The sequence below is a fragment of the Fibrobacter sp. UWOV1 genome (genome assembly GCF_900142495.1).
Lineage (GTDB): Bacteria > Fibrobacterota > Fibrobacteria > Fibrobacterales > Fibrobacteraceae > Fibrobacter.
This window is the reverse complement of sequence record NZ_FRBA01000007.1, coordinates 182,460-188,577: the sequence shown is the minus strand read 5'-3', so window position 1 is coordinate 188,577 and position 6,118 is coordinate 182,460. Positions and strand designations below refer to the sequence as shown.

At 46.9% G+C, this 6,118-nt stretch carries 6 protein-coding genes; 5 read left to right on the top strand and 1 reads right to left on the bottom strand.

The features are described from left to right. On the top strand, positions 1-327 hold a 327-nt coding region (locus BUC02_RS10960), incomplete at its 5' end, for a hypothetical protein (RefSeq protein ID WP_175549842.1). A 209-nt stretch (positions 328-536) separates the two neighbouring features. After that, positions 537-1,229 (top strand): 4Fe-4S dicluster domain-containing protein, encoded by a 693-nt coding sequence (locus BUC02_RS10955; RefSeq protein ID WP_073322503.1) that lies wholly within the window; start codon positions 537-539, stop codon positions 1,227-1,229. A gap of 211 nt (positions 1,230-1,440) precedes the next feature. Here BUC02_RS10955 and BUC02_RS10950 read toward each other — a convergent pair whose 3' ends face one another. Next, complete coding sequence (locus BUC02_RS10950; RefSeq protein ID WP_073322502.1) at positions 1,441-2,373, bottom strand: Fic family protein; 933 nt, start codon at positions 2,371-2,373, stop codon at positions 1,441-1,443. Between the two features lie 894 nt (positions 2,374-3,267). Between BUC02_RS10950 and BUC02_RS10945 the strand changes: the two genes are divergently transcribed. From BUC02_RS10945 to BUC02_RS10935, 3 genes are all read left to right on the top strand, one after another. Then, complete coding sequence (locus BUC02_RS10945) at positions 3,268-4,458, top strand: adenine-specific methyltransferase EcoRI family protein (protein ID WP_073322501.1); 1,191 nt, start codon at positions 3,268-3,270, stop codon at positions 4,456-4,458. After that, the gene (locus BUC02_RS10940; protein WP_073322499.1) at positions 4,455-5,654 is read left to right on the top strand and encodes an HNH endonuclease family protein; all 1,200 of its coding nucleotides are present in this window, start codon (positions 4,455-4,457) and stop codon (positions 5,652-5,654) included. The genes BUC02_RS10945 and BUC02_RS10940 overlap by 4 nt, the downstream gene beginning before the upstream one ends. Positions 5,655-5,812: 158 nt before the next feature. Beyond that, positions 5,813-6,091 (top strand): UPF0175 family protein, encoded by a 279-nt coding sequence (locus tag BUC02_RS10935; protein ID WP_073322497.1) that lies wholly within the window; start codon positions 5,813-5,815, stop codon positions 6,089-6,091. The last annotated feature ends 27 nt before the right edge of the window (positions 6,092-6,118 follow it).

Here is a 6,118-nt window from a genome sequence, read left to right as displayed (position 1 = left end):
AACAAGCAGATGGGTTCTCCCGAAGATTATAACAATCCTGTCGCCGAAGGGAACCTCTGGAAGATTACACCCAAGGACCCGTCCAAGCCAACGCTATACTATTCACAAAAGAAAAAGCGCGTCATGAAAATGTCTGTAGTCGTGAACGGGGCCAATGCAGTAAGCGAGTTCGAATATTGCGACAACTCCTGCCCGCTGCCAGGGACGCTTAAGAAAGTAACGATAAAGACTTCCGCGCCTCAGGGCGGCGAAAGTACGGTTGTTTTAGAAGTGCTGAGGGCGAAACAGAGGCATGTGCTGCCGATGAAAATGTTCGATGTAGAATAAACGTTCCTTGATAGCGTTTCGCGTTAGGGATAGTGACCCGTAGGGCGAAGACTTGCGGGCCTTTTTTATTTGCCTTTCTGGGGAGCAAGGCTTCGTTTTATGAGGTTGGGCGGGAACGGAGTGAACCGGGCAACCCATAAAATATAGCCCGACCCACGAAGTGGGGAACGCCCAAAAGAAAATGCCGCGTTAGCGGCGGTGGACTGAATTTGACTTTGAAGATTTGGCGCCAGAAGGATGCCAAGACCAGGGGACAGTTCGAAACTGTCAAGATCAACGACGTTTCTCCGGACATGTCTTTCCTCGAGATGCTCGACATCGTGAACGAAGAACAGATGAAACCGTGGCGCGCCGCCGCATTCCCGGTTATCCGTGACTGCGCCGTCGACCGTACCGCTTTCGACCGCATCATCCAGGCTGGCGGCTTCGTTTCCGTCAACACGGGTGCTGCTCCTGAAGCTTCCACCATTCCGGTTCCCAAGGCCGATGCCGACCGCGCCTTCGACGCTGCCGCCTGTATCGGTTGCGGTGCCTGCGTGGCTGCCTGTAAGAACGCTTCCGCGATGCTCTTCGTTTCTGCGAAGGTCTCTCACCTCAGCTTCTTGCCGCAGGCTGTGAGCCAAAAGCGACTCGTACTGACGAGTCGTGTTGGCGAGAGTGAGCGCCAATTTGAGTTTTTTTATGCGTCTAGCGCGAACGGTCGTCATAGGGTCGAGGCGAAGAAGCGTGTGCTTGCCATGGTCGCCCAGATGGACAAGGAGGATTGCGCAACTTGCACGAACCTTTACGAATGCCAGGCCGCATGCCCGAAGGGTATCACCGTGGATTACATCGCCAAGATGAACCGCGAATACCTCGGCGCCACTGTGACCTACGCTGAAAAGGTGTACGGCAAGGACTAATAAGTTCACTGAGCTTGCCGAAGTGAACTGAATAGTCGGTTCGGCAGGCTCACCGACCTTTCCTGCGTCATCCTGAGCGGAGGCTGTCATTCTGGAGCGAAGCGATAGAATCCAGCCGAAGTCGAAGGATCCAGACCAGCATTAAAAAGGACCGCAGCGATGCGGCCCTTTTTGCGTAAATGCGGGTAGGGAACGTTCGGGTTGACTCGCTTTATCTGAGTTTCAACAGGCAGTTGTCGAAAAGGAATTTGAACACGGCCGTGTTGTCGTTTGTCTCGTAAAAGGCAATCAGCAATTTCTTGTACTCGGGCACCAGTTCCTCGGGCACAACGATGATGCCGCAACCGTTGGAAATTAGGATGTGGTTCGCGAAGAGTGTTGCAGTCCTCTTGTTCCCGTCTATAAAAAGCTGGCCTCTTGAAATGTACAGCTGCGCCTTTATGGCCCTCTCGTACACGTCCTCGATGGCGAGAATTTCTTGCAAATCGTTCTTTACCACGCCCTCGATAGGAATCTCGGGTTTCCACGCGGTTCCGCCTATACTCACGGGCACGTCCCTCAGGGCACCCGCCGTGTAATAGAAGCCTTCTTCTACAAGCTTGTTGATGTAGCAAAGGATGTTGTAGTCCGAGGGGGCGGTTACCACGCCTTCGTCAAGGATGAACTGCCATGCGTGTTTCAGGTTGTTGATTTTTTGCACGTCGCTTACGGAGAGATTACTTATCTGCCCGCCCTCGACAACGGTCTCGGTGTCCAGGAACGTGACTGCCATGCCTTCGAGCCTAGCCTGCTTGTAGATGGAATCCACCATGTTCCGTTTGGCGAGGTCGATGTTTTTTTTGACGGCTTCGGAAAGTTCGCCCTCCTCGTACCCCAGCTTTTTTAGCTCCTTGGCAAGCTCGCGGATTTTCCGTTTTAGGCTGCGGGCTTCGATGTTGTTCTTCGTTATCTGGTTGAACTGCGCTTCCGAGTAGTCGCCGATAAACTGCGTCCTGGAAATGCCGCCGTCACGCTTATGGATGTAGATGTAGGACTTTCCATCGCGTTCCCGAACCTCGATGCTGCCCCAAACGAGACTGTTCAGGTCTTTGACGAGGACGTTCTTTTTGTTGAGTAGGTCTGCTATCAGGGCTTGGTGTTCCATGACTGTAAATATAGTTTTTTTTGTTGACGTGTGAAACAAATTGAGTGAATTTTTGTAAAAATGTTTCACACAAATGGGCTGAAATGCGGAAATTTTTGCTGTTTATATAATTGTGTGAAACAAAATGTTGTATTTTTAGATAAAATGTTTCACATAAAAGGAGTAAGATGGCGTCTCGTTCCCTATGTTATCCTGGAGGGGCGTAGCCCCGATAGAATCTCAAAGCATTAAAAAAGGGACCGCAGCGATGCGGCCCTTTTTGCGTTTTCCCAATCCGCCTGTGGTGGAAAAAGACTATATTATTCATCGAAAATAGAGTTTTTGCTCTTGTTCTCCATCTGGAAACTAGACACTTTCATGAATACGGAGAATGAGGCGAACGCTCACGTCTGCGACCGGCCTGTGCCTGCCGCATCGTTTTGCTACATGGTCTATTGTTTAAATAGCAGTTTGCCTGTATGCAAGCGGCCTTTTGGGGCGTGAGTTGTTTGCGCTTATTGTATTCGGGCAGTCTAGGCCTCCAGATGATAGGTGCATTCAACTCCACGCCTTTTTTGTATCCAGAAAAAGCTTGGAAGTATCTGCTAGAACGAGGGTGAACGCTCGTTGAGTATCGCTCTTGTTCTTCATCTGGAAACTAGACACTTTCACGAATACGAGAATAAGACAATGACTCGCCATCGCCTGTGGGTTGCACGGGCGTAGTGTACCCTGGGCGTATTGTATCCGCCTGGTTTTTTGCGGGTGTATTGTATTCTTTTGAAAATGTCGCGTTTTTAGGCGAGGAGTGAGTCGGCTCCCCGCCGTTTCTTTTTGCCCGTGCCTCGGCCAAGCGAATCGGCCAGAACCGCTCCTGCGAGAGTGAACTCGTTCACTTTCAGTTGGAGCGACAAAATGGCGAACAATGCTCTTGGAAAAGCAAAAGAAGCGAAGAACGATGAATTCTACACGCAGTTTGCTGATATTGAAAAAGAAATGAACGCCTATCTAGATTATAATCCCGATGTGTTTCGTGACAAGACGGTATTGCTTCCTTGTGATGATCCTGAATGGAGTAATTTCACCCTATACTTCGCGCAAAATTTTGAGCGTCTAGGGCTACGAAAACTTGTATCCACCTCGTACGCAATCGAGTCTAAGAAATACAAAATCAAGAATTGGCAACCGACTTTGTTCGAACAACAGGCCCCTTGGTTCGATGTGGATAAGTCGAAAATTAGGGGCAAGATTTTTACGCTAGACCATGATACCAATAAGAATGGTCGTATAGACATTCATGATTTGGAATGGCAATATTTGGATGGCGATGGGGACTTTCGCTCTGAAGAAATCTGTAAACTTCGCGATGAGGCTGATTTTATCATTACAAACCCGCCTTTTAGCTTATTTAGGGAATTCCTTGCTTGGATTATTGATGCAGAGAAGAGATTTGTTATTATAGGTAACATGAATGCGATTACCTATAAGGAAGTGTTTCCTTTATTGAAGGAAAATAAAGTTTGGCTTGGCAATGGTTTCCATGCAGGGAACGCTTATTTCCGTGTGGTTGATACAGCTGATGCCGGAAAATATGCTAATGGGGTATTTGACAATTCAACTGGACTTGTAAAATTTAGGAATTGTTGTTGGTTCACAAACATCGAACATGGTCGTCGCCATGAACCGCTGTCTTTAATGACTATGCAGCAGAATTTGAAATTCTCGAAGCATAAGGAGATCAAGGAGCATGGCTATCAACAATACGACAATTATGACGCAATCGAAATTCCATATACCGATGCAATCCCAAGCGATTACAAGGGCGTGATGGGTGTACCAATTTCTTTCCTGGATAAGTATTGCCCCGAACAGTTTGAAATTTTGGGAATAACCAAGACATGGTTTGGTGGTGCAAATAAGGTATACCCTGAACAGATACAGGTCGATAAGCATGGAAAGAAAAGTCGCGTAACAAAATTGAATGATGGAGCTACAATCGAGTTGTCCGAAATTCCCGATGGCGATACATATTACATCGTGGGTGAAAAAATGTATCAACAGGTTTATGCCCGTGTTCTTGTTAAGTCAAAGGAGTACTCCGCATGAAAACAAAACTCAAGACCTATACCGTCAAGCAAATCTGCGAAGGTTTTGTCTATAACGAACTTGAAGGCAAAGGCTTGTTCGGACTTTCGGGAAAACTCACTATCCAGCCAGAATATCAGCGTAATTACATATACGCCGACGGCAAACGTGATGTCGCCGTGATTGACTCCATGCTCAAGGGATATCCGCTGGGACTTATTTATTTTAACAAGATTGACAATGAACATCTTGAAGTTCTTGACGGGCAACAACGCATAACGTCTATCGGACGATTCATCAAAGGAAAGTTCGGTATCGCAGACGCAAACGGAATTCCCCAATATTTTTCTGGACTTCCTGCAGAAAAACAAAAAAAACTTGAAGATTACGAGTTGCTAGTTTATGAGTGCGAGGGAGAAGAATCCGATATCAAGGAGTGGTTCAAAACCATCAATATTGTAGGCATCCCATTAAACGAGCAGGAACTGTTGAACGCCATCTATTCAGGGCCGTTTGTGACCGCAGCAAAGGCAGAATTCAGCAATTCCAAGAATTCAAATGTGCAGATGTGGCAGACCTACGTGAAGGGGGAACCGAACCGTCAAGGGATATTGAGCGCAGCTCTTGATTGGATTAGCGAAGTGAAAATTTATGACGAAGAAGCAAAAAAATACAAGTTACCCAAGAAAGATTCCTATATGGCGAAACATCGTCGTGATACGAATATCGATGAATTGAAGACGTATTTCAATACAGTTATTGATTGGGCTTCAAGCGTTTTTGACATGACCGAAAGTGAAATGTGTGGGCTTGAATGGGGTAGATTGTATGAAATCTATCATAAGAATGCGTACAGCCCTAAAGTTGTTCATGATAAGGTGATGACGCTTTATGCTGACCCCTATGTGAAAGACCGCAAGGGAATTTTTGAGTATGTGCTCGGCGGTGAAGTCGATAAAAAGCTTCTGAATGTGCGCGTGTTTGACGAGGCTACGAAGAAAAGCGTTTATGCTGCACAGACTGCCAAGGCGCAAGCGGAGGGCGTTTCTAATTGCCCTTACTGTGCCATATCTGAGAAAGAGAATAAAACCAAAATATGGAAACTAGCCGATATGGATGCCGACCACGTGACCGCTTGGAGTAAAGGCGGTGCCACCGATCGCTCCAACTGCGAAATGCTCTGTAAGTCTCATAATCGGGCTAAAGGGAATAGGTGATTAGTTTCTGTGTTTATATGTGCGATTTATAAATAGCACGCACAGCCAAGTGTGAAAAGCAAAAGAAATCCCCAATTTACTGCATCTAACGGCGTCGCACAAACCGGTTAGGTTGCCTTTTTCTTGATATAACTATATATTAAGAGTGGAGAATTCCCATGGCAACAGTAACAATGGACATTCCTGAAGATATCGCTGACCTTATGGTATGCGATAACAAGAGCGACGAACTCCGCCGCAATGCGTTGTTGTTGTACCCGTTTATCAAGAACGAAACCATATCCCATGGACGTGCCGCGGAAATTCTGGGCATATCCAAATGGGAACTTATCGAACTTTACGGAAGCGAAGGTATTCCCTATATAGACCAGAGCTGGGATGAAGCTGAACAGGATGCCGCCAACGTCATGGAACTCCTAGAATCATACAGGCGTTAAATAAGAGGGTTGCGTAGTTATCCTTAT

What these genes read in the sequence shown, in the direction of transcription:
- BUC02_RS10950 (WP_073322502.1), bottom strand. Translation starts at nt 2,373, where the DNA reads ATGGAACACCAAGCCCTGATAGCAGACCTACTCAACAAAAAGAACGTC.
- BUC02_RS10945 (WP_073322501.1), top strand. Translation starts at nt 3,268, where the DNA reads ATGGCGAACAATGCTCTTGGAAAAGCAAAAGAAGCGAAGAACGATGAA.
- BUC02_RS10940 (WP_073322499.1), top strand. Translation starts at nt 4,455, where the DNA reads ATGAAAACAAAACTCAAGACCTATACCGTCAAGCAAATCTGCGAAGGT.
- BUC02_RS10935 (WP_073322497.1), top strand. Translation starts at nt 5,813, where the DNA reads ATGGCAACAGTAACAATGGACATTCCTGAAGATATCGCTGACCTTATG.